Source organism: Microbacterium sp. AISO3 (assembly GCF_002204305.1).
In the GTDB taxonomy this organism is placed as follows: Bacteria; Actinomycetota; Actinomycetes; order Actinomycetales; family Microbacteriaceae; genus Microbacterium; species Microbacterium arborescens.
Window position 1 is genome coordinate 24,899 of the sequence record NZ_NHRF01000002.1, and the last position, 21,876, is coordinate 46,774.

Consider the following 21,876-nt stretch of genomic DNA (forward strand, 5'->3'; position numbering starts at 1 on the left):
CAGCCGAACGAGAGGAGATCACGATGAAGGCAGCAGTGTTCCACGCGAAGGAAGACCTCCGTGTGGAGAACGTCGACGAACCCACGGTGAGCGCAGGCCAGGTGAAGCTGAAGAACGCTTTCGCGGGCATCTGCGGGTCGGATCTGCACGTCTATTACGCTCCGGAAGCCGCGGGCCTCACGCTCGACGAGCCGCACCCGGTGACCGGTGCGCAGCTTCCGCAGATCCTCGGCCACGAGTTCGCGGGAACCGTCGTCGAGGTCGGCGACGGGGTCGAGGGGGTCTCGGTCGGCGATCGTGCCGCAGTCTGGCCCGTCTACTACTGCGGCGAGTGCCCCGCGTGCGAGAAGGGCATGTTCAACGCCTGCCAGAACATCGGCTTCCACGGACTCAGCTCGCACGGCGGCGGGATGGCGGAGTACACGACGGTTCCGGCCTCGATGCTGCACAAGCTCCCCGAGAACGTCGACCTGCGCATGGGCGCCCTCGTCGAGCCCATGGCCGTCGCGTGGCACGCGGTCGAGCGCTCCTTCGTGAAAGCGGGACAGACCGCGATCGTCGCGGGCGCCGGCCCCATCGGCATCGGCGTCTGGTTCGCTCTCAAGGCGCACGGCGTCGAGAGGGTCCTCGTGTCGGAGCCCAGCGCATCGCGGCGTGAGACGATCGCCGCGCTCGGTGCGACGGTCGTCGACCCCGTGTCGGGCGACCTCGCCGCCGCTGTGGCCGAGCTCACGGGCGGACGAGGTGCCGACGTCGCGTTCGATGCCGCCGGCGCCGGACCGGCTATCACGTCGGGACTCGCGAGCCTCGTGCCCGGCGGGCGCCTCGTCGTCGTGGCGATCCACGAGCGCGCGATGGAGTTCTCGCCGACGCAACTGGTCATGGCCGAGACCGAGATCGCCGGTGCGCTGGCGTACCTTCCGGCCGACTTCGACGCCGTCATCGACGCGATGTCGCGCGGCGTCTACGACACGACGGGATGGGTCGAGGAGGTCCCGATCGACGGTGTGGTCGGCGCCATCGAGAAGCTCCGCGGTGGGGCCGGGGCGAAGATCCTGGTGCGCGCGGACGCCTGAGTGCGGACGACTCCCGCAACCGAGAGCCCGCGAGTCCGAGTCATCGGCTCGCGGGCTCTTGCGTTCGCGCGCCGCAGGAGCGAGCGTCAGGCGCGGCGTGGCCGCGGCGCGGGCGGCGGAGGCACGGGCTTCGCCGCGATGATGTCCGAGCGGCGGATGCGCTCCACACCGCGCTTGCCGTCGACCACGACCAGCTCGTCGTCCGCGCTCAGCAGCTCGCCGAGCGCATCCGTGGCCTGTCCCGTCGGTAGCAGGTAGCGGACGACCACGCGGTTGCCGGGGGCAGGGAGCCTCACCATGCGCCGGGGGAGTAGTCCTTGAGGAAGACTCCGAACAGATCCTCGCCGGCCTCGCCGCGGACGATCGGGTCGTAGACGCGTGCCGCGCCGTCGACGAGGTCGAGCGGGGCGTGGAAGCCTTCCTCGGCGAGACGCACCTTGGTCGGGTGGGGACGTTCGTCGGTGATCCATCCGGTGTCGACGCTCGTCATCAGGATGCCGTCGGTCTCGAACATCTCGCGGGCGCTCGTGCGCGTGAGCATGTTGACGGCGGCCTTGGCCATGTTCGTGTGCGGGTGGCCGGGCCCCTTGTAACCGCGGTTGAACACGCCCTCCATGGCGCTGACGTTGACGACGTAGGTGCGGCGAGCCGGGCTCGCAGCCAGCGAGGCGCGCAGCTTCGAGACCAGGAGGAAGGGGGCCGTGGTGTTGGCGAGCTGCACCTCGAGCATCTCGAGCGGGTCGACGTCGCCGACGCGCTGCGTCCACGAGTTGACGCTGTCGAGATCGGGAATGAGCCCGCCGGCGTCGATCGCCGTCCCGGCAGCGAGTCGTTCGAGCGAGCTCGAGCCCGCGGCCATCGCCTGCTCGGTGAGTTCGTCGGCGCGCGAGGCCGCGGCGGCGAGGATCGGGTGCGCGTTCACCGAGCGCTCGAGCGCTTGCGGGTGCATGTCGTTGGTGTGGCCGAAGGTGACCAGCTCGGGCAGCGGTCCGTCCGGCAGCGGTGAGAGCTCGGCGTCGACGAGGGGCTGGTAGGCGCCGGGGGAGCGCCGCACCGTCTGCGTCGCGTTGTTGATCAGGATGTCGAGCGGACCGGCCGCGGCGACGTCATCCGCGAGCCCGACGACCTGAGCGGGATCGCGCAGGTCGATGCCGACGACCTTGAGCCGGTCGATCCATTCCGCGGAGTCGGGAAGGCTCGTGAACCGGCGCACCGCATCGCGAGGGAAGCGCGTGGTGATGGTGGTGTGTGCGCCGTCGCGCAGCAGCCGCAGGGCGATGTACATCCCGATCTTGGCCCGCCCGCCGGTGAGCAGAGCCCGGCGACCCGTCAGATCGGTGCGGGCGTCGCGCTTGGCGTGGCTCAGCGCCGCGCAGTCGGGGCACAGCTGGTGGTAGAAGGCATCCACGATCGTGTAGGGCTGCTTGCAGATGTAGCAGGCGCGCGCCTTGATGAGGGTGCCGGCGATCGGAGCGGTCGTCGACGACGAGATCGGGATGCCGCGGGTCTCGTCGTCGATGCGGTCGGGGGCGCCGGTCGCGGTGGCGTGCACCACGGCGCGGTCGGCGGAGGCGACGGCATCCCGGATCTCGCGGCGCCGAACCTTCTTCGCAGCCTTGAACATCGCCGCCGTCGCGCGTCGCACCGTGACGTAGTCCGGGTGGGCGTGGTCGATGTCGGCGAGCTGGTCCAGAACGCGGAGCGTCGCGGCGAGGTCGGCCGGATCGATGCCGCTGGGCGCGAGGGAAGAGGGGGAGATCGTGTCGGGAAGCACACGGAATTCTACGTCACGACACCTGGGCGACCCCGGAGAAGGGGACGGCCCCGCCGGAGATGAGATCTCACGGCGGGGCCGTCAGTGAGCCCTGGGAGAAAGTGACCCGAACACCGTCTCTACCGAGCCGCTCACGTACAACAGCGAAGCTACGCGGTCGAGAACCGGATCGCGGGGTCGTTGACGCCATGCTCTCGACTCTGCTAGGCGATCAGCGCATCGCCTCGCCGATGTAGGAGTACTTCAGGAAGACCTCCGACGCCCAGCCGGCCTCTTCGAGAACGCCCTGGACCGCCGTGAGCATGTAACGGGAGTCCCAGCCCATGTAGAGGTAGCTGCCCTCACCGAGCTCGTCCCACTGGCCGTTCCACGCCATCGCCGGGTACACGGGGCCGCCACGGCGCGCGCTGAAATCGACGACGCTCTGGCGGGAGTCGACCCAGAGGCGCTTGAAGACCCGGTTGAACAGGTAGCGGACGTCGGGGACTTCCCAGTGCTCGCCGCGGAACTCGACGTAGTCGAACTCCCGCTGCCAGCCGCGGGGCCAGCCGCGGCGCAACTTCGCATCCAGGATCGGCGTGAGGTTGTCGTCATCGATGCCCGTCAGGGACGGCCGCCGCCACAGGTCGACGAATCGCGCGGCCAGCGTCTCGGTGCGGGCGCTGATCGCCGCGGTGTCCCAGCTGGCGATCTCTGCGATCTCTCGCGACATCGTCACCGCGCTGCCCGCGAGGAGCGGACGCAGCTGCGGGAAGGTCGCGTCGAGCGCGCGCTCCGCGCGGTTCTGCTCGAGCAGCGTGAGGTTGCCGATCGTGTGCGCCAGGGCACGGTGGCTGTTCTGCTCGTCCTCGCTGTAATCGGCGAAGCGTCGCGTGCCGTCTCCCGACCAGTCGTCGCCGGCGCCGGCAGGGAAGACCGGCGAGACGTCGAGGAGGTCGGCGGGGTCGACGTCGGCGAGACGGCCCAGGACATAACGCGGATGGGGGAGGTCGCTGTACTTGAGACCGACGCGCACCCGCTCGTCCGAGGGGGTGATGCGCGCGATCGCGCGGGTCAGCGCGTCGGGGCCTTCGGCGTACGCGCGGCAGAGGCGTGCGACGAGCCGCTCGGTCGCGATGCCGACGACGACGCGGCGCAGCAGGAGCGACTGGATGTCCTCCAGACGCGCGATGAGCTCCTCGCGGGGCAGGATGCCGGCGCGCTGGTCATGCACGAGTCGCATCGCGAGCGGGAACATCTGACGTCCGAGCACCGCGAGGAAGCCGAGCTGCCGGCCGACCTCGGGGTCGTCGCTCGTGGCCGGGTCGAGCAACTCGCGATAGATCTCCGAGAATGTCCGCCAGCTCGTCGCGTGCTCCCGCAGGCTGTCGATGTCGAGTCGGGGGAACTGCTGCCGGAAGACGTCGTAGACGCCGCGTCCACCGGTGATGAGCACCTCGCGCCCCGTGAGCATGACGAGGTAGTGGTTCCAGAACGATCCGATGGCATCGCCGGTGTTCTGCTCGATCGCGAGCCAGTACTCCTGCTCGATCTCGTTCTGCTCGCCGTGCGTGAGTCCCATCAGCACGTAGTTGTGGATGAGTTCGTGGTCGCGCAGCGGCTCGCCGGTGGAGTTGAGGCTCTCGAAGATCTGCTGCGCGTTGGCCTGCGGCCCCAGGGTGATCGCCACGTGCTCGAGCTTCTGCAGGCCGCGCCACAGCGCCGCCGCCTCGCCGGGCCGGATCTGACTGCGGAAGAACGCGTAATTGTCCTCGAAGCGCGAGACGCGGAGCTCGTCCTCGGGGGTGCGCCGATCGAGGACGACGCTCTCGAAGACGTCGGCCCAGGCCCGGTGCGGACGCAGCTTCGTGCGCGTAGGGTCGTCGGCCCGGACGAGGACCGCCTCCAGCTCGCGCGCGAGCTCCGGATCGTCGTCGCGCAACGTGTGGTGTAGGGCCGCGACGAGCAGCATCAGGGTGGTGATGCGCTGCTGCCCGTCGATGAGCACGAGTTGTGCGTCGTCGTCGGACGAGGTGCTCGCGGTGGAGAGGATCGATCCGATGAAGTGGGTGTGCGTGTCGTCGGACGCGGACACCGACCGGATGTCGCCGAGCAGCTGCTCGCAGCCGCCGATGTCCCAGCGGTACTGCCGTTGGTACACCGGGACGACGATGGTGGTGTCGGATGCCGAGAGCCAGCCGATCGTGTTGACGGCGGTCGCTTCGACATTCGTGGCAGTGCTCATGTTCTCCGAAATCGCTCCTCGAAAACCCCGGACGAGTCTACCGGCGCGTTCAGGAGCCCTAGGTAGGCTGACCTAAGTCGGGCCTGTAAAAACTTCGCTTGTCCGACAGAAAGGTCATGATCCGTCATGGGTTACATCAAGTCCGCTGCCCTCGAGGAGACCGGTTACGTCGTCCTCGACCGCTACAACAAGGAGATCGATCCGAAGGAATGGCTCGATGTCGAGTACGTCGACTGGAAGTCCTCGGGTGACACCCGTTTCGCCCCGCTCGCCTCGGCCAAGGGCGAGATCGAGTGCAACGGTTTCTGGAACCACAAGCCGCCGCGTACCGACAAGGACGGCGTGTGGATCGACTCGCAGACCGCGATCGCGCCGACGCTGACCGCGCGTGCGCAGGAGCCCGGCGCGAACGTCGGCCGCTGCCGCATCATCGAGCTGCAGCCGAACACGTACGCCGACTGCCTCTACAACCTGCACCAGGACGACAACAACCGCCTCAACCCCGACGGCACGGGCTGGGTCGTCCGAGGCTTCTTCAACCTGACGGACGACAAGACGAGCTACTTCGTGCTCCGCGAGAACCGCACCGACCCCAGCGAGGAGACGCGTATCGCGCTGCCCGCCGGTGCGCAGCTCATCGTCGACACCCAGCGCCTGTGGCACGCGGCCGCCCATTACGGCGACGAGCCGCGCTACTGCCTCATCACGTCGTGGGAGTCGGGCCCCGAGCTCGACGCCTACATCGCCAAGTACAACGGCGTGAACAAGGTGGAGAGCTACCCGGTCGACCAGGAGACCCTCGACGCCGGTCAGATCGAGCAGGAGCGCCGAATTGCAGCTCGTGCGGCCGCGCTCGCAGCGCGTGGCCAGCAGGAGGTCATCGCGATGAGCGAGGCCTGAGCCTCGGATCGCCCCGGAGGGAGGTGTCGGCCGCGGCCGGCGCCTCCCTCCGTCGTTTCCGGCCTCGGGACCGAAGTCGGTGTTGCATTCTGTTGCTTTGCGTTTGATCGCGTTGTATCGTGTGGGCATCCGAAGGAGGATGTCGTGTACGCAATGGAGCGCCAGCAGCTCATCGAACGAATGCTCGCCGCCCACGGCCGCGTCGCCGTGGTCGACCTCGCGTCGCGGTTCGACGTCACGACCGAGACAGTGCGCCGCGACCTCGCCGTCCTCGAGGAGACCGGCGTCCTGCGCCGAGTCCACGGAGGCGCCGTCTCGGCAGAACGCGTGAGCACGGCCGAGCCCTCCGTCGCGGAACGCTCCCAGCGTCACTCGGCGGCCAAGGAGCGCATCGCCCGTCGTGCGTTGGCTGCCCTTCCGGGCGGGGCCGGATCGGTCTATGTCGATGCGGGCACGACGACCGCCGCCTTCGCCGAGGCGCTGATCGCCCGCAGCGCGCCCAGCGGCCTCGAGGTCGTCACGCATTCGATGACGATCGCTCACTCGCTCGCCGGCGCGAGCGGCATCGGGCTGACCGCCATCGGCGGGCGCGTCCGAGGACTGACCGCGGCCGCCGTCGGATCCGACACCGTGGCGGCCATCTCACGGCTGCGCCCCGACGTGGCCTTCCTCGGCACGAACGGCATCGCCCGCGACGCGGGGCTGACGACGCCCGACCCGGATGAGGCCGCGGTCAAGCGCGCCGTCGTCGCCGGCGCCCGGCGGGTCATTCTGCTCGTCGACGCCGACAAGTTCGACTCCGAATTGCTCGTGTCGTTCGCCGACCTCTCGGACCTCGACGTCGTCGTGACCGACCGGGAGCCGGACGAAGACCTCGCCCGCGCCTTGCGCGAGGCCGACGTGGAGGTATGGATCGCATGATCGTGACCCTGACGGTGCACCCGTCGCTTGACCGGACCATCTCGATCGACGCTCCGCTGCGTGTCGGCGAGGTTCAGACGGCGTCCGCTGTCCGCGAGGATGCCGGAGGCAAGGGCATCAACGTCGCGCGCGTTCTGCGCGCGTCGGGGGCCGACAGTCTGGCCGTGCTGCCCCTGGACCCCGCCGACCCGTTCGCTGCAGTGCTGGCGGAGGGGGATGTCGACGTGCGTACGGTCGCGGTGCGCGGCCGAACCCGCGCGAACATCGCGGTCACCGACCCCACCGGCGAGACGACGAAGATCAATCTCCCCGGTGTGGCTCTGAGCGCGGACGACCTCGACGACGTCATCGACGTCGTCGCCGAGTGCGCGCGCGGCGCCCGATGGCTCGTGCTCGCCGGCTCGCTCGCGCCCGGCCTGCCGGATGACGCCTACGTCCGCGTCATCCGCGCGGTTCGCGAGCGGCTGGGCCATGAGGCGCCGCGGATCGCCGTCGACACGTCGGGCGCCGCACTGCGCGCGGTCGTCGCGGATGGACGTCCCGACCTCATCAAGCCGAACGATGAAGAGCTCGCCGATCTTCTCGGCGCAGCGCTGCCCGCAGCCGACACCCTCGCCGAGGCGGTACACCTCGCCGCTCGCGGGCTCGTCCCCGCGACGGTGGGGGCCGCGCTCGTGACTCTCGGTGGCGACGGTGCCGTCTTCGTCTCCGACCGAGGCGCGTGGGCGGCCACTCCGCCTCCCACCCGCGTTCGCAGCACGGTCGGCGCAGGTGACAGCTCGCTCGCGGGCTTCCTGCTCGCCGACTCGCGCGGCGCGGACCCCGCTGCATCCCTCGTCTCCGCCATCCGTTACGGTTCGGCGGCCGCGGCGCTCGACGGCACACAAGCCCCGACTCCGACCGATCTCCCCACCGCGGACGTCCCCGTCCGCGAGCTCCATCACTGATCCGAACGACCCGCAACACTCGAACCAGGAGGACACCGTGTCCGACACCATCACCCCGGAGCTCGTCAGCCTCGACGCGCCCCTCGGGACCGACAAGAAGGACGTCATCCGCGCTCTCGCTCGCCTCGTCGCAGCGCAGGGCCGCGCCACCGACGCCGACGCCCTCGCGAATGACGCGATCGCTCGCGAGGAGAAGGACGAGACCGGGCTTCCCGGTGGCATCGCGATCCCGCACGCGAAGAGCGCTGCGGTGACGCAGGCCTCCCTCGCCTTCGCACGGCTGAAGCCGGGCGTGGCCTTCGGGGCGCCCGACGGACCGGCCGACCTCGTCTTCCTCATCGCCGCGCCCGAGAACGCCGCCGAGGAGCACCTCGCCGTGCTCTCGCGTCTCGCCCGCAGCCTGATGCAGGACACGTTCACGAGCGACCTCCGCGCGGCGGCGACTGCCGACGACGTCGTGCGTACGGTTCGCGCGGCGATCGGCGAGGGTGAGGCCGCTCCGGCTTCCGCAACCGCCGCGCCGCCGGCCACCTCCGCTGCCCCGGCTGCAGCAGCCTCCGGCGACCTGACGATCGACGGTCGGCCCGCGCGCATCGTCGCCGTGACCTCGTGCGCGACGGGCATCGCCCACACCTTCATGGCCGCCGACGCCCTGACGGCCGCGGGTAAGGAAGCGGGGGTCGACCTCGTCGTCGAACCCCAGGGCTCGAGCGGATACCAGGCGCTGCCGGCATCCGTCATCGACAACGCCGACGCCGTGATCTTCGCCACCGACGTCGACGTCCGCGAGATGTCGCGGTTCGCCGGCAAGCCGGTCATCCGCTCGGGCGTCAGGCGCGGCATCGAGCAGCCCGCGCAGATGATCCGCGAAGCCGTCGCCGCCGCGTCCAACCCGAACGCCGCCCGCGTCAGCGGTGCCGCAGCGGATGCCGGTTCCGGTGCGGGAACCGCGTCGCAGAACCTGTCGTGGGGTGCGAAGATCCAGCGCATCCTGCTCACGGGCGTCAGCTACATGATCCCCTTCGTCGCCGGCGGCGGTCTCCTGATCGCCCTCGGTTTCGCCCTCGGCGGCTACGAGGTCACGGCGAATGCGTCGAAGGTCATCATCGACAACGCGCTGTGGAACCTGCCGACCACCGACATCACGTCGCCGTTCGGCCCGCTCGGCCAGTACCTCGGGTCGGTGGCGTTCATGATCGGCTCGACATCCATGGGCTTCCTGGTGGCCGCCCTCGCGGGCTACATCGCCTACGCGATCGCGGACCGCCCGGGCATCGCTCCCGGATTCGTCGCCGGTGCGATCGCCGTCACGATGAGCGCCGGCTTCATCGGCGGCATCATCGGAGGTTTCCTCGCCGGCTTCGTGGCCTGGTGGCTCGGACGCCTCCCCGCCCCGCGCTGGCTGCGCGGTCTGATGCCCGTCGTCATCATCCCGCTGCTCGGTTCGATCGTCGCCTCGGGTCTCATGATCCTGTTCCTGGGCCGCCCCATCGCCGCGCTCATGGCGCTCCTGACCGACGGACTCACGAACCTCACCCAGAGCGGTGCGGGCCTCATCGTCGTCGGCGTGATCCTGGGCCTCATGATGTGCTTCGACCTCGGCGGTCCGATCAACAAGGTCGCCTACGTCTTCGCCACCACCGGCCTCGCGGCCGCGTCGACGGAGAACACAGCCCCGTACCTCATCATGGCTGCGGTCATGACGGCGGGAATGGTGCCGCCGCTGGCTCTTGCGCTCGCGTCGACGGTGCTCGCCCGTCCGCTCTTCACGCCGGTCGAGCGCGAGAACGGCAAGGCGGCATGGCTGCTGGGCGCATCGTTCATCAGTGAGGGTGCGATCCCGTTCGCGGCGGCGGACCCGCTGCGCGTCATCCCGGCATCCCTCGTCGGCGGGGCGATCACCGGTGCGCTGAGCATGTGGTTCGGGGTCCAGAGCTTCGCTCCGCACGGCGGCGTGTTCGTGCTGTTCGCCATCTCGCCGGTGTGGGGTTTCTTCGTCGCGCTTCTGACAGGTACCGTCGTTTCTGCGCTGTTGCTCGTCGTGCTCAAGAAGTACGTCCGCAAGAGCTCCACCGCCCCGGCCCCGGCCGCGGCGACCGCGACAGTCTGAGGAGACACCACCATGGCAGAACGCACCGCCACCATCGCGAGCAGCTCCGGACTGCACGCCCGCCCCGCGAAGCTCTTCGTGCAGGAGGTGCAGTCGAAGGGCGTCCCCGTCACGATCGCCGTCGAGGGCGGCCCCGACCTGAACGCCGGCAGCATCCTGAGCATCATGGGCCTGGGCGCCTCGCAGGGCTCGGTCGTGACGCTCAAGGCCGAGGGTGAGGGTGCCGAGAAGGCGCTCGACGAGCTCGTCGCCTTCCTCGAGATCGACCACGACGCGGCCTGATCCGCCCGCGAAGCACGGATGCCGTGGACCTTCGGGTCCACGGCATCCGTCGTTTCCGGGGGTCAGATGTCGGTGGAGTCGCCCGGGTCCAGCGCCACGAAGTCGCCGCCATTCTGCTGGGCCGCCCACGAGAGCCGCTCGCGGCCCATCGACAGGCCCGCCGCAGACAGCGTCATGTCGTGGGTCGCGAAGACCCGTTGCGGCTTGATCTCGAGCACGAAGTCCATCGCGTCGCCGATCTTCAGCCAGGGGGCGCCGACGGGCGCCGCGAGGAGCTTCACATGCGCTCCCTCGGGCACGGCGTAGGAGTCGCCGGGGTAGTAGAACTCGTCGTCGACGAGGACGCCGACGTTGTCGATCACGGGGATCGACTCGTGGATCACCGCGTGGCGTCCGCCGAAGAACTCGAGGCTGAACGGGCCCGCCTCCAGCTTGTCACCGGGGGAGACCTCGCGGATGTCGAACCCCGCGGCCGCCCGCACGACACCCTCGGGGCCGTACACGGGGATGTTCGGGAACTGCTCGAGGATCGACGAGAGGTGCTGGGACGTCCAGTGATCGGGATGCTCGTGGGTGACGACGACAGCCACGACGTCGTGCAGATCCTCGAGAGGTGAGGTGAACGTGCCGGGATCGATGATCAGGGTCTTGCCCTCGCGCTCGAGGCGCAGGCAGGCGTGTTCGTGCTTGGTGACATGCATGTCCTCAGTCAACGCCCGACACGCCCGAGACGGCAATGGGGGCCTCGATTTTGCCGGATGCGCGAGGCCGTGGCATACTTTAACGGTTGCCTCCGGAGCCCCGGGGAAGACAGAAAAGTACGGCCCCATCGTATAGCGGCCTAGTACGCCGCCCTCTCACGGCGGTAACGCGGGTTCGAATCCCGCTGGGGTCACCACCGCGAAACGCCCATCCTCTCGGATGGGCGTTTCGCATTCCCGCCCGGGATCTCCCCGCTGCGCGTTCAGGACTCGGGCGATTCCCGACGCGCCCGACGCCGACGAGTCGTCGAGACGACGAGCCAGATCAGCGCAGCCGTGAGCCCGATCACGGCGAGCCAGGGGAGCAGGAATCCGAGCCCCACGACGATCCCGTTGAACGTGGCGATGAGCCCGTTCCATCCCGTCGCGAGTCCGTCGCCGAAGCCCGCGGGATCGGCGTCCACCTTCTCGGCCGGAACCTGCAGCTGAACCGTGAGCGACGACAGGGCGACCTGCGACTCGAGCGCGGTGAGCTGCTGCTGCAGCGAGTCGAGGTCGGCCTGTCGCTCAGCGAGCGCGGACTCGGCCGCGATGAGATCCGCGACCGAGCCCGCTTGCCCCATGAGCTCCGTCAGCCGCTCGACCGAGGCCTGACCGGCGGCTACCCGCGCACGCAGGTCTGTGGTCTGAGTCGTCACGTCGTCGCGCGAGACCTGGGAGCTCTCGACCTCCCCGACGTCCGAGAGGCCCGCGATCGCATCCTCCAGACCCGTCGCGGGGACGCGCACGCTCACCCATGCCGTTCCCGAGGGGCGGGGCCACGTCGCCACCCCGTCGAGGGGCGCCGGAGCGCCGTCACCGAGACTCATCGATTCGACGTACCCGCCGGCTGCGACCGCTGCATCGGCGATCGACTCCGCTGCGGCGCGGGGATCGCTGACGACCACCGAGGCCGATGCCGTCGCGACGACCTCGCGCCCGTTTACCGCGGCACCGGTCTCGGCGCGGCTCCCGGAGATCGCGGCGCCGGAGTCGTCGAGGACGAAAGGCTCAGGAGCAGCCTCAGAGCTGCCGCCGTCCGACGAGACGCCACCGTCCTCGAGCGAGCCGATCGTCCAGCCCGGTTCGCCGGCGGGGGAGACCGATGACGCGCCGCCGCTGCTGCTGGTCAGCTGCGGAGCGATGGCCGCGGCGACGACGATGACGGCTGCGGCCGCTCCTGTCGCGCCCCACCAGGTGCGGCGCCGACGCCGTCGCTGCGACACGGAAAGGTCGTCGCGGGCCCGTGCCTCCGCCCGTTCGCGGGCGATGTCCGCGAACAACGCCTCCTCGATCGCGTCGATGCGGCGGTCGTCGAGGGTGGGTAGATCGTTCATGACTGCTCCGGTTCAACGCTCGAGCGGACGAAAGTGCGGATGCGGGAAAGCCGGTTCCGGACGGTCCCATGGCTGACGCCGAGGCGATCGGCTGCCGCTTGGTACGCGAACCCCTCCGCGGCGCAGAGTCGGAAGATGTCCTGGTCGAGCGGGCTCAGGGAGCCGACGGCGGCGAGAATGCGCTCGACCAGGTCGCTTTCCACGACCTGTCGCTCGACATCGACGGTGTCGGCGACGTCGGCGGTGTCCGCCTCGGTCGTGTGCCGGCGTTCGCGTTGGCGTCTTCGGATGCGGTTCGCGCTCTGGAATCGGCAGATCGTGATCAGCCACGGCAGAAGCGACTCGCCTGCCAGCTGAAGGTCCGGGAGCTTGCGCCAGGCGACGAGAAACGTCTCCTGGGCCACGTCCTCGGCCTCGGCGGAATCGCCGAGAAGGCCGTGCGCGAGCCAGTACACCGGCCGGACGTAAGCCCGGTAGAGCGTGCGGAAGGCGTGTTCGCTTCCGGATGCCGCCGCTTCGACGAGTTCGGCATCACCGCGTGCGATCGTGTCGACCATGCGTCCGAGTTCCTTCCCTCACCCCATCAGTGTCGCGTCGTCGCGAACCGTCTCACACCCGGGCCGCGGGGGAGCCGGGGTGTAGTCTCGGGAGGCTTCCTCCCCGAAAGGCTCGCATGGACCTCCCCGTGCCGTTCCAGATCGTCGCGCTCGTCGTCCTGGTGCTCGTGCTCGTCGCCGACCTGCTCATCATCGTCAAGCGACCCCACATCCCGTCCCCGAAGGAATCGACGCTGTGGGTGCTGTTCTACGTGTCGCTGGCGCTCGTGTTCGCCGGCATCCTGTGGGCCGTCGCCGACGTCGAGCATGCCGGCCAGTTCGTCGCGGGATGGCTGACGGAGTACAGCCTGTCGATCGACAACCTGTTCGTGTTCGTCCTGATCATGAGCCAGTTCTCGGTTCCTCGGCGATATCAGCAGAAGGTGCTGATGGTGGGCATCATCATCGCGCTGGTGCTTCGAGGTCTCTTCATCCTCGCGGGGGCGGCGATCATCGAGCAGTTCAGCTGGGTGTTCTACATCTTCGGGGCCTTCCTCATCTACACGGCGATCAAGCAGGCGCTTCCCGAGGGCGACCACGACGACGACGTGAAGAAGGAGAACTTCCTCGTCCGCATCATCCGTCGAACCGTCGACATCTCCGACGAGTACGACGGCCCCAAGGTGCGGACCGTCGTGGACGGCAAGCGGATGTTCACCCCGATGATCATCGTCTTCGTCGCGATCGGCGTCACCGATCTGCTGTTCGCCCTCGACTCGATCCCGGCGATCTTCGGCATCACGCAGGATCCGTTCCTGGTGTTCACCGCCAACATCTTCGCCCTGATGGGCCTGCGGCAGCTCTACTTCCTGCTGGGCGACCTGCTCGACCGGCTCAAGTACCTGCATTACGGCATCGCATTCATCCTCGCGTTCATCGGCGTGAAGCTGATCCTCCACGCTATGCACGAGAACGAGCTCGCGTTCATCAACGGCGGCGACGGTATCGCCTGGGCGCCCGAGATCTCGACGTGGGTCTCCCTCGGGGTCATCGTCGGCGCGATGCTCGTCGCGACCGTCGCGAGCCTGATCGCCGCGCGTCACGACCGCGACGCTGCCGACCCGACTCAGGCTGCTGCCGCGGTCGCCGACGAGCAGGGCACGCCTCCGACGGTCGAGCAGCCGTCCGTGCGCGACGACGAGCGCTCGTGACCGGACGCCCCCGCCGCGCCCGGTGGTATTCTGACCGCATGCGGATCGCTCGCCTTCTCCTTAGCGGCCGCGGCGAGGTCTCGTTCTGAGCCCCTCCTCGCCGCGGAGTCCGTCGTGGGCTTGATCCCGGTTCGCAAGGAGAACGAAACCCCATGAGCATTCCCACCCCTCCCGAGCGCCCGCGCACCCTGGCCGAGAAGGTCTGGGACGACCACCTCGTCGTCAAGGGTGAAGACGGGCAGCCCGACCTCATCTACATCGACCTGCACCTCGTCCACGAGGTCACCAGTCCGCAGGCCTTCGACGGTCTGCGCGCCGAAGGCCGCCCGCTGCGGCGCCTCGACCTCACGATCGCGACCGAGGACCACAACACCCCGACGCTCGACATCGACAAGCCGATCGCAGACCTGACGAGCCGGACGCAGATCGAGACGCTGCGGCGCAACGCCGAGGAGTTCGGCGTCCGCCTCCACTCCCTCGGCGACGCTGAGCAGGGGATCGTCCACGTCGTCGGGCCCCAGCTGGGCCTCACGATGCCCGGCATCACGGTCGTGTGCGGTGACAGCCACACCTCGACGCACGGCGCGTTCGGCGCGATGGCGTTCGGGATCGGCACGAGCGAGGTCGAGCACGTCATGGCGACCCAGACGCTGCCGCTGAAGCCCTTCAAGACGATGGCGATCACCGTCGAGGGCGAGCTGAAGGAAGGTGTGACGGCGAAGGACATCATCCTCGCCGTGATCGCCAAGATCGGCACCAACGGCGGTCAGGGCTACGTGCTCGAGTACCGCGGCAGCGCCATCCGCTCCCTCTCGATGGAGGGGCGCATGACCATGTGCAACATGTCGATCGAGGCCGGCGCCCGCGCCGGCATGGTGGCCCCCGACGAGATCACCTTCGAGTACGTCAAGGGCCGTCCGCACGCGCCGACCGGGCAGGACTGGGAAGACGCCGTCGCCTACTGGCGCACGCTCCCCAGCGACGAGGGCGCCGTCTACGACGCCGAGATCTTCATCGACGCGGGCGAGCTCGAGCCGTTCGTCACATGGGGCACCAACCCCGGCCAGGGTGTGTCGCTCAGTGCGACGGTTCCCTCGCCCGACGACTTCAGCGATCCGAACGAGAAGGCCGCGGCCGAGCGTGCGCTCGAGTACATGGACCTGCAGCCGGGCACGCCGCTCAAGGAGATCCCGGTCGACGCCGTGTTCATGGGCTCGTGCACGAACAGCCGCATCGAGGACCTCCGCGCGTTCGCGTCGATCATCGAGGGACGCACGAAGGCGGACGGCGTCCGCGTCATGGTCGTTCCGGGCTCGGCCCGCGTGCGGCTCGAGGCGGAGGCCGAGGGCCTGGACCGCGTCTTCACCGAGTTCGGCGCCGAGTGGCGCTTCGCCGGCTGCTCGATGTGCCTGGGGATGAACCCCGATCAGCTCGCTCCCGGTGAGCGATGCGCGTCGACCAGCAACCGCAACTTCGAGGGACGCCAGGGCAAGGGCGGCCGTACGCACCTGGTCTCGCCGCTCGTCGCCGCCGCCACCGCCGTGCTCGGGCGCCTCGCGTCACCGAGCGATCTGCCCGCACGCGAGAAGGTCGAGGCCTGACCATGGAGAAGTTCGAGACCCACACCGGTGTCGTCGCCCCGCTCAAGCGCTCCGCCGTCGACACCGACCAGATCATCCCCGCCGTCTACCTCAAGCGCGTCACCAAGACCGGCTTCGAAGACGCCCTCTTCGCCAACTGGCGTCAGGATCCCGAGTTCGTCCTCAACCAGCCGGCCTTCGCGGGGGCGTCGATCCTCGTCGCGGGTCCGGATTTCGGTACCGGCTCGAGCCGTGAGCATGCCGTCTGGGCGTTGCGCGACTTCGGATTCCGCGTGGTGCTGGCCCCCAAGTTCGCCGACATCTTCCGCGGCAACGCCGGTAAGCAGGGACTCCTCGCCGGCGTCATCTCCGAGTCGGACCGTGAGGCGATCTGGGCTGCCGTGGATGCGCAGCCCGGAGTGCGGATGACGGTCGACCTCGAGGCGCGCGTCGCCGCTCTGGGCGACCTCCGAGTCCCCTTCGAGATCGACGATTACACTCGTTGGAGGCTCCTCGAGGGACTCGACGACATCGGGCTCACGCTGCGCAATGAAGAGGCGATCGCGCAGTTCGAGGCGCGCCGTGAGGCGTGGCGACCTCGGACACTCCCCGTCGCGTAGCCCCGGATCACGCCCCTGACCCGTGGGGCGAAGATCCGCCCCGCCCTCGATCACCAAGTGAGGAAGTCCTGCATGAGCACTCCGCCGAGTGAGCCGATCGCATCGGAGAACGGCAGCCGTCGCGAAGACGGCGAGATCCTCGAGATCCGGGGCGGACGGCCCCTCGTCGGACGTGTCGACGTCAAGGGAGCGAAGAACTTCGCGACCAAGGCCATGGTCGCCTCGCTGCTCGGTGAGAGCGAGAGCGTCTTGCGCGACGTCCCCGACATCAGCGACGTCGCCGTGGTGCGCTCGCTTCTCGAGGTGCACGGGGTGACGGTCGCCGACGACGGCGAGGGCACGTACCGGCTCGACCCGAGCGGCGCCGAGTCGGCCGGGTTCGAGGAGATCGACGCGCACGCCGGTGCTTCGCGAATCCCGATCCTCTTCTGCGGACCGCTGCTGCACCTGCTCGGCCAGGCGTTCATCCCCGACCTCGGCGGCTGCCGTATCGGCGACCGCCCGATCGACTTCCACCTCGACGCGCTGCGCAAGTTCGGCGCGATCGTGGACAAGCAGCCCAGCGGCATCCGTCTCTCGGCGCCCGAGGGCCTTCACGGGGCCGACATCGAACTGCCCTACCCGAGTGTCGGGGCCACCGAGCAGGTCCTGCTGACCGCGGTACGGGCCAAGGGCACGACGGAGCTGCGCAACGCCGCCATCGAGCCCGAGATCATGGATCTGATCGCGGTCCTGCAGAAGATGGGCGCGATCATCTCCTACGAGCCGAACCGCGTCATCTTCATCGAGGGCGTCGACCGGCTCCGGGGCTACGACCACCGGTCGATCTTCGACCGCAACGAGGCCGCGTCGTGGGCATGCGCTGCGCTGGCGACCGACGGCGACATCTTCGTCGGCGGCGCCAAGCAGCAGGAGATGCTGACGTTCCTCAACGTCTTCCGCAAGGCCGGCGGCGACTTCGACATCCAGGAGGACGGCATCCGGTTCCGTCGCGACGGCGCACTGCGTCCCGTCTCGGTCGAGACCGACGTCCACCCGGGGTTCATGACCGACTGGCAGCAGCCGCTCATCGTCGCGCTCACTCAGGCTGAAGGCGTCTCGACGGTGCACGAGACGGTGTACGAGAACCGTCTGGGCTTCACGCAGGCCCTCAACAAGATGGGTGCTCAGATCGTGGTGCACCCCGAGGGCATCGCGAGCCCGGATCGCCGCGTTCCCCGTCGTGCGCTCGAGCAGGCCGCGGTCATCACCGGTCCGACCCCGTTGCACGGGGCGGATGTCGTCGTGCCCGACCTCCGCGGGGGCTACAGCTACGTCATCGCGGCGCTGGCGGCCGAGGGCGTCTCGGTCGTTCGCAACGTCGGGATCATCCGTCGCGGTTACGAGAAGTTCTTCGACAAGCTCGAGGCGCTCGGCGCCGACTTCGACGTCATCGGCTGACCGATGTCCGAGAACCGCCGTCGCGCGTCAGCGGAGAAGACCAAGCCGACACCGTTCTGGCTGGCGGCAGCCGTGGTCGTGCCCGCCGTCGGACTGCTCGCCCGGATCGAGATCGAGGGCGGTGAGCATCTCCCCGAGGAGGGACCGTACGTCCTCGCCCCGAACCACTACAGCGAGTTCGATCCGATCGTGATCGCGGTCGCGACCTGGCGGCTCGGGCGGGCACCGCGCTTCATGGCGAAGGAGAGCCTCTTCCGGGTACCGGTCGTGGGCGCGGTCCTGAAGGGCCTCGGCATGATCCCGGTCTCCCGGACGACGTCGGCCTCCGCCGCCGGTCAGGCGATCGCCCAGGCCGCCGAGCTCGTGGCCGACGGCCGCGGCGTCATCGTGTATCCCGAGGGATCGCTGACCCGCGAGCCCGAGCTGTGGCCGATGCGCGGCAAGTCGGGCGCGGTGCGCGTCGCAACCGCCGGCGACATCCCGATCATCCCGGTCGCGACGTGGGGCGTGCAGTCGATCCTGCCCCGCTACGGCAAGTTCAGCGCCTGGCCGCTCCGCAAGCGCATCCGCGTGCGGTTCGGGCCGCGGGTGGATCTCGCGCTGGAGCCGGGCGTCACGCCGTCGCCGGCCCAGCTGGTGGCGGCCACGGATACCGTCATGGCGCGTATCGCGGGCCTGCTGGGGCAGCTCCGCGGCGAGGAGCCGCCCGCCGAGCGCTGGAATCCGGGACAGCACGGCCAGAAGGAGACGGGTCGCCTTGAGCCGTAGGACCGAGACCACCGGACCCCGCGTCACCGTCATCGGTTCGGGCAGCTGGGGAACGACGTTCGGAAAGGTTCTCGCCGACGGCGGGGCCCAGGTCACGATGTGGGCGCGCCGCACCGAGCTTGCGCACGAGATCCGCGAAGGCAAGCGCAACAGCCGCTATCTGCCGGGCATCAACCTCCCGCGCTCGATGACGGCCACCCATCATCTCTCCGAGGCGCTCGACGGTGCTGAGCAGGTGTACCTCGCGGTCTCGAGCCAGGCGCTGCGCGAGAACCTCACCGCCATCCGCCCGCTCATCGCCGGCGGAACCATGCCGGTGGTGTCGCTCATGAAAGGCGTCGAGAAGCGCACCGGCCTGCGGATGAGCCAGGTGATCGAGCAGGGACTGGACTGCGACCCCAACCGCATCGCGGTGGCATCGGGCCCCAACCTCGCGCTCGAGATCGCGCGAGAGCAGCCGACCGCCGCCGTCATCGCCTCGGCGAGTCAGGACACCGCCGAGGCGGTCGCTCTGCGCGCCCGCAACGGGTACTTCCGCTCGTTCGTCAACACCGACGTCATCGGGACCGAGTTCGGCGGTGTGCTGAAGAACCTGATCGCCGTCGCGATCGGCATCGTGGACGGTGTCGGGTACGGCGAGAACACGAAGGCCTCGATCATCACGCGCGGTCTGGTCGAGATGACGGACTTCGCCGTGGCACAGGGAGCTCACCCCGAGACGCTCCAGGGCCTTGCGGGCCTCGGCGACCTCATCGCGACCTGCCAGTCGCCCCTGAGCCGGAACAACACGGCCGGGCGCCTGCTCGGACAGGGCTTCTCGTTCCAGGACGTCGTGAAGCAGATGGACCAGACCGCCGAAGGCCTGGCGTCCGTGGCGCCCGTCCTGACGCTGGCGCGCGCCGCGGGAGTGCAGATGCCCATCGTCGAACAGGTCAAGATGGTCCTGGACGGCACCATGAACCCGCGCGACATCGCGCCCCACCTGACCACCGACGACGATAAGCCGACCGGCGAGAGGACCCCCCATGGCGACGACAACAGTAGCGGTGCTCTTCGGCGGGCGTTCCAGCGAGCATTCGATCAGTTCCGCAACGGCGGCCGGGGTCCTGCGCGCGATCGATCGTGAGCGTTACCGCGTGATCCCCGTCGGGATCACGCGCGAGGGGGCCTTCGTCCTCGAGGACGACGACGCCGATAAGTTCGCGCTGAACCCGGAGCGGATGCCGGAGGTCGTCGACAACGGCACTCGCGTGCTGTGGCCGGAGCCGGGCGGACCGCGCGAGCTGCGTGTCCGCCGCGTCGACGGCGACATCGATGTCCTCGGCGAGGTCGACGTCGTGCTGCCGATCCTGCACGGCCCGCACGGTGAGGACGGCACGATACAGGGCTTCTTCGACACCCTGCAGCTGCCCTACGCCGGTGGTGGCGTCCTCGACTCGGCGCTGTGCATGGACAAGCACTTCATGAAGATCGTGCTGCAGGCGGCCGGTATCCCCGTCGCGCCCTGGGTCACCGTCGACGAGGCCCGGTGGCGTCGGGATCCCGAAGGCGTCCGCTCCGATGCCGCGGCTCTCGGCATCCCGAGCTTCGTCAAGCCGGCGCGCGCCGGCTCGAGCGTCGGCGTGTCGAAGGTCCACGAACCCGGTGAGCTCGACGCCGCCCTCGAACTCGCTTTCGCGGAAGACGGCAAGGTGCTGATCGAGCCCGCGATCGTCGGCCGTGAGGTCGAAGTCGCGGTCCTGGAGGGACGCGGCGGCGGGCCCGCCCGTGCGTCGCTGCCGGGGGAGATCGTGCTGACGACGCGTGAGTTCTACGACTTCGAGGGGAAGTACCTCGGCGGTGACGGCGCGGAGGTCGTCTGCCCCGCCGACGTCACCCAGGATGAGATCGACGCGCTCAAGCGGATGGCGGTGGCGGCCTTCGCCGCTGTCGACGGCCGCGGTCTCGCGCGCGTCGACTTCTTCCGGACGCCCGACGGGCTGTACGTCAACGAGCTGAACACCATGCCGGGGTTCACGCCCATCTCGATGTTCCCCAAGTGCTGGATCGCCTCCGGCCTCAGCTACGGCGATCTCATCTCCGAGCTGATCGAGATCGCGCTCTCCCGCGTCGCCGACCGCGTCTGACGGGTTCCGACGGCGGAGATGCGACCCGCGCTCAGGGTTCGACGGGCGACGGGACCGGGGTAGCCTCCGAGCGTTCGACGCATTCGCCGCCGTCGCGGGGAAGCCGAGAGACGACTCGCGAGAGCTCGTCGAGAACCTCTCGGCTCGACACGCCCTGGACGTCCTCGGAGCTCTCGGTGTCGAAGAAGAGCTCGACGGCGGGAGTGCGCCCGAAGGTGACGACGCGGAACCGGGGAGCCTCGGATTCGTCGATCACCCAGTCGACTCCCGCGACGGACTCGCAGCGCAGCGTCGTCGGGCCGGGCGAGGCTACGCCGCACGAGAAGATGATGGTGGCGGGGTCGCCCCAGGCAGCGGTGGCCTGACTGTCGGTCCAGCGACGCTCCGCTCCGGCGACCGTCTGCGGGAGGCGGACCATCACGTCCGCGCACTCGGGAGCGTTCGCCTGCGGCGCCGCCGGAACGTTCACGGTTCCCGCGCAGCCGGCGAGAACGAGGGTCGCCGAGGCCAGGACGAGAGCGGGGATGGATCGGCGGCGGAGCACCTCTCCAGGGTACTGCGCCGCGAGCCGGTCGACCGCGGCGGTAGCGTGGAGCCATGCCCGACGCCGCCCCCGCCACCCCCGTCGGCTCGCTCTCGGAGGAGGCGGTGCTCGCCGCGATCCTCGAGCGCCTCGGTCCTTCCGATTCGCTCGTCGGACCCGGTGATGACGCGGCGGTGCTCCAGCTCGCCGATGCGCGCGTCGTCGTGACGACCGACACCCTCATCCACGGGCCCGACTTCCGTCTCGCATGGTCGTCCGGCAGGGACCTCGGCGCGAAGGCCGCGGCGGTCAACCTGGCGGACGTCGCCGCGATGGGCGCCCGGCCCGTGGCCCTGTTCGTCGCTCTCGCGATGCCTCCCGAGACGACCATCGGGTTCGTCCGGGAGCTCGCGACCGGTCTGCGCGAGGCCTGCGACGAGCTCGCACCGGGCTGCCGTGTCGCGGGCGGCGACCTCACGAGCTCGGACACTCTGACGATCGCGGTGACCGCGATCGGCGAGATGGAGCCGGGGCACTCTCCGGTGCTCCGCTCAGGCGCCCGGCCCGGCGACATCCTGGCGATCTGCGGCGAGGTCGGGCTTGCGGCGGCCGGGCTCGACATCCTGTTCGAGCGGTTCCGCGACGAGGACGGTCAGGCGGTCGCGGTGGACGCCGGAATCCTCACCGCGCCCGAGCGCACTGCTGTGGCGGGGCAGCTGCGTCCCCGCCCGCCGATCGGCTCCGGCGCGGCGGCGGCCGGG

Annotated in this window: 21 protein-coding genes and 1 tRNA gene (1 of these 22 running past the window's edge); 15 read left to right on the forward strand and 7 right to left on the reverse strand. The window is 69.5% G+C overall.

Features of this window, described 5'->3' with window-relative positions:
• Positions 1 to 23: 23 nt before the first annotated feature.
• The gene (locus CBF90_RS02900) at positions 24 to 1,076 is read left to right on the forward strand and encodes a 2,3-butanediol dehydrogenase (protein ID WP_088379903.1); all 1,053 of its coding nucleotides are present in this window, start codon (positions 24 to 26) and stop codon (positions 1,074 to 1,076) included.
• Positions 1,077 to 1,162: 86 nt separating this feature from the next.
• Here CBF90_RS02900 and CBF90_RS02905 read toward each other — a convergent pair whose 3' ends face one another.
• The 3 genes from CBF90_RS02905 to CBF90_RS02915 all read right to left on the reverse strand — a co-directional run bounded on the left by CBF90_RS02905 (position 1,163) and on the right by CBF90_RS02915 (position 5,074).
• A complete protein-coding gene (locus CBF90_RS02905; protein ID WP_023951041.1) occupies positions 1,163 to 1,375 on the reverse strand; it encodes a hypothetical protein in 213 nt (70 codons plus the stop codon).
• Complete coding sequence (locus CBF90_RS02910; protein WP_023951039.1) at positions 1,369 to 2,850, reverse strand: SDR family NAD(P)-dependent oxidoreductase; 1,482 nt, start codon at positions 2,848 to 2,850, stop codon at positions 1,369 to 1,371. Before CBF90_RS02910 ends, CBF90_RS02905 begins: the two co-directional genes overlap by 7 nt.
• Positions 2,851 to 3,061: 211 nt before the next feature.
• Positions 3,062 to 5,074: a DUF262 domain-containing protein gene (locus CBF90_RS02915; protein ID WP_088379904.1), complete on the reverse strand. Its 2,013-nt coding sequence runs from the start codon at positions 5,072 to 5,074 to the stop codon at positions 3,062 to 3,064.
• A 126-nt stretch (positions 5,075 to 5,200) separates the two neighbouring features.
• Here CBF90_RS02915 and CBF90_RS02920 point away from each other — a divergent pair, with 126 nt between their 5' ends.
• The 5 genes from CBF90_RS02920 (at position 5,201) to CBF90_RS02940 (ending at position 10,234) form a co-directional block, all read left to right on the forward strand.
• Entirely contained in the window at positions 5,201 to 5,974 is a 774-nt protein-coding gene (locus CBF90_RS02920; RefSeq protein WP_023951035.1) for a hypothetical protein, read from the forward strand.
• 144 nt (positions 5,975 to 6,118) lie between these two features.
• Positions 6,119 to 6,895, forward strand: coding sequence for a DeoR/GlpR family DNA-binding transcription regulator (locus tag CBF90_RS02925; protein WP_023951033.1), 777 nt, complete (start codon positions 6,119 to 6,121; stop codon positions 6,893 to 6,895).
• Positions 6,892 to 7,842, forward strand: a complete 951-nt coding sequence (locus CBF90_RS02930; RefSeq protein WP_023951031.1) for a 1-phosphofructokinase family hexose kinase — start codon at positions 6,892 to 6,894, stop codon at positions 7,840 to 7,842. The genes CBF90_RS02925 and CBF90_RS02930 overlap by 4 nt, the downstream gene beginning before the upstream one ends.
• 37 nt (positions 7,843 to 7,879) lie before the next feature.
• Positions 7,880 to 9,952, forward strand: coding sequence for a fructose-specific PTS transporter subunit EIIC (locus tag CBF90_RS02935; protein WP_088379905.1), 2,073 nt, complete (start codon positions 7,880 to 7,882; stop codon positions 9,950 to 9,952).
• A 12-nt stretch (positions 9,953 to 9,964) separates the two neighbouring features.
• Positions 9,965 to 10,234 carry an HPr family phosphocarrier protein gene (locus tag CBF90_RS02940; RefSeq protein ID WP_023951028.1) on the forward strand — a complete coding sequence of 90 codons (270 nt, stop codon included), beginning with the start codon at positions 9,965 to 9,967 and terminating at the stop codon, positions 10,232 to 10,234.
• A gap of 62 nt (positions 10,235 to 10,296) precedes the next feature.
• Here the strand turns inward: CBF90_RS02940 and CBF90_RS02945 are convergent, their stop codons facing one another.
• The gene (locus tag CBF90_RS02945; protein WP_064956650.1) at positions 10,297 to 10,935 is read right to left on the reverse strand and encodes an MBL fold metallo-hydrolase; all 639 of its coding nucleotides are present in this window, start codon (positions 10,933 to 10,935) and stop codon (positions 10,297 to 10,299) included.
• Between the two features lie 121 nt (positions 10,936 to 11,056).
• Here CBF90_RS02945 and CBF90_RS02950 point away from each other — a divergent pair.
• A tRNA-Glu gene (locus CBF90_RS02950) sits at positions 11,057 to 11,132 on the forward strand.
• A gap of 66 nt (positions 11,133 to 11,198) precedes the next feature.
• Here CBF90_RS02950 and CBF90_RS02955 read toward each other — a convergent pair.
• Both CBF90_RS02955 and CBF90_RS02960 read right to left on the reverse strand, forming a co-directional pair.
• Complete coding sequence (locus tag CBF90_RS02955; protein WP_023951026.1) at positions 11,199 to 12,311, reverse strand: DUF4349 domain-containing protein; 1,113 nt, start codon at positions 12,309 to 12,311, stop codon at positions 11,199 to 11,201.
• The gene (locus CBF90_RS02960; protein WP_023951025.1) at positions 12,308 to 12,868 is read right to left on the reverse strand and encodes an RNA polymerase sigma factor; all 561 of its coding nucleotides are present in this window, start codon (positions 12,866 to 12,868) and stop codon (positions 12,308 to 12,310) included. Before CBF90_RS02960 ends, CBF90_RS02955 begins: the two co-directional genes overlap by 4 nt.
• Before the next feature lie 116 nt (positions 12,869 to 12,984).
• On the opposite strand from CBF90_RS02960, the gene CBF90_RS02965 reads away from it, so the two are divergent.
• From CBF90_RS02965 to CBF90_RS02995, 7 genes are all read left to right on the forward strand, one after another.
• Positions 12,985 to 14,058 (forward strand): TerC family protein, encoded by a 1,074-nt coding sequence (locus CBF90_RS02965; protein WP_023951024.1) that lies wholly within the window; start codon positions 12,985 to 12,987, stop codon positions 14,056 to 14,058.
• A gap of 152 nt (positions 14,059 to 14,210) precedes the next feature.
• Positions 14,211 to 15,659: a 3-isopropylmalate dehydratase large subunit gene (gene leuC, locus CBF90_RS02970; protein WP_023951022.1), complete on the forward strand. Its 1,449-nt coding sequence runs from the start codon at positions 14,211 to 14,213 to the stop codon at positions 15,657 to 15,659.
• 2 nt (positions 15,660 to 15,661) lie between these two features.
• A complete protein-coding gene (gene leuD / locus CBF90_RS02975) occupies positions 15,662 to 16,258 on the forward strand; it encodes a 3-isopropylmalate dehydratase small subunit (protein ID WP_023951020.1) in 597 nt (198 codons plus the stop codon).
• A gap of 72 nt (positions 16,259 to 16,330) precedes the next feature.
• Positions 16,331 to 17,698: a UDP-N-acetylglucosamine 1-carboxyvinyltransferase gene (gene murA, locus CBF90_RS02980; protein WP_023951018.1), complete on the forward strand. Its 1,368-nt coding sequence runs from the start codon at positions 16,331 to 16,333 to the stop codon at positions 17,696 to 17,698.
• 3 nt (positions 17,699 to 17,701) lie between these two features.
• Positions 17,702 to 18,466 (forward strand): 1-acyl-sn-glycerol-3-phosphate acyltransferase, encoded by a 765-nt coding sequence (locus CBF90_RS02985; RefSeq protein WP_023951016.1) that lies wholly within the window; start codon positions 17,702 to 17,704, stop codon positions 18,464 to 18,466.
• Positions 18,456 to 19,592 carry an NAD(P)H-dependent glycerol-3-phosphate dehydrogenase gene (locus CBF90_RS02990; RefSeq protein ID WP_023951014.1) on the forward strand — a complete coding sequence of 379 codons (1,137 nt, stop codon included), beginning with the start codon at positions 18,456 to 18,458 and terminating at the stop codon, positions 19,590 to 19,592. Before CBF90_RS02985 ends, CBF90_RS02990 begins: the two co-directional genes overlap by 11 nt.
• Positions 19,492 to 20,592 carry a D-alanine--D-alanine ligase family protein gene (locus tag CBF90_RS02995; RefSeq protein WP_088379906.1) on the forward strand — a complete coding sequence of 367 codons (1,101 nt, stop codon included), beginning with the start codon at positions 19,492 to 19,494 and terminating at the stop codon, positions 20,590 to 20,592. Before CBF90_RS02990 ends, CBF90_RS02995 begins: the two co-directional genes overlap by 101 nt.
• A gap of 31 nt (positions 20,593 to 20,623) precedes the next feature.
• Here CBF90_RS02995 and CBF90_RS03000 read toward each other — a convergent pair whose 3' ends face one another.
• A complete protein-coding gene (locus CBF90_RS03000) occupies positions 20,624 to 21,136 on the reverse strand; it encodes a DUF3515 family protein (protein WP_023951010.1) in 513 nt (170 codons plus the stop codon).
• Positions 21,137 to 21,189: 53 nt separating this feature from the next.
• Here CBF90_RS03000 and CBF90_RS03005 point away from each other — a divergent pair, with 53 nt between their 5' ends.
• On the forward strand, positions 21,190 to 21,876 hold the 5' portion of the coding sequence (locus tag CBF90_RS03005) for a thiamine-monophosphate kinase (RefSeq protein WP_088379907.1). 411 nt of this gene lie beyond the right edge of the window; 687 of the gene's 1,098 nt are visible here — the first part of the coding sequence; its start codon is at positions 21,190 to 21,192; the stop codon falls past the right edge of the window.